Below are 526 nucleotides of genomic sequence, written 5' to 3'. Positions count from 1 at the left end.
TCGCTTAACCGGCGCAACATTGCAGGCTAAAATTAGCGACGAAGGAGCGCAAGCCTGCTGTTTTGCGTCCTTTGGTTAAAGCGTTTGTTAGCAGTACATTATCGAATTTGTACCTAAATATCCATAACCTCTAATTGTCTCTACTTGAGAAGGCAAACCATGTATGGACTCTGATACTGCTTCAACTGGAAAATATAATTTAGGTAAAACAAAACTGTTAGGCTTAGAAATACCAAACCAAAAACCAATAACTTCACCATTAAAAAACATGCATGGTTGAGTATTTTCAATCCCAGTTGAAGCAATTTTAATGTAACCGAAGAATTTATTACCCTTGGCATCGGTAAACTTTGCTTTCACAAGTAAATCAGAATTAGGGTCAAGAGCATCAGATTCAGAGGCTGGACTTATAACTGTTTCATCAACTGTTTCATCTTTCCAGTGCGGAAATTGCCAAATGGCATGCTCTAGTAGATCTTGAGCTGTTATTTCCCAGATAAATTTACTCACGAATCTCCCTGTACTG

Annotated in this window: 1 protein-coding gene; it reads right to left on the bottom strand. The window is 38.2% G+C overall.

Annotated elements, in window-relative coordinates:
- Window positions 1-87: 87 nt before the first annotated feature.
- Window positions 88-526: hypothetical protein (locus ACGHEH_RS21735; protein ID WP_390449879.1), on the bottom strand; the 439-nt coding region annotated here is incomplete at its 5' end.

Origin of the sequence: Pseudoalteromonas sp. MTN2-4 (genome assembly GCF_042848605.1) — a bacterium.
GTDB lineage: Bacteria > Pseudomonadota > Gammaproteobacteria > Enterobacterales > Alteromonadaceae > Pseudoalteromonas.
Note: the sequence above shows the minus strand (reverse complement) of the source record. Positions and strands in the feature narration are given on the sequence as shown.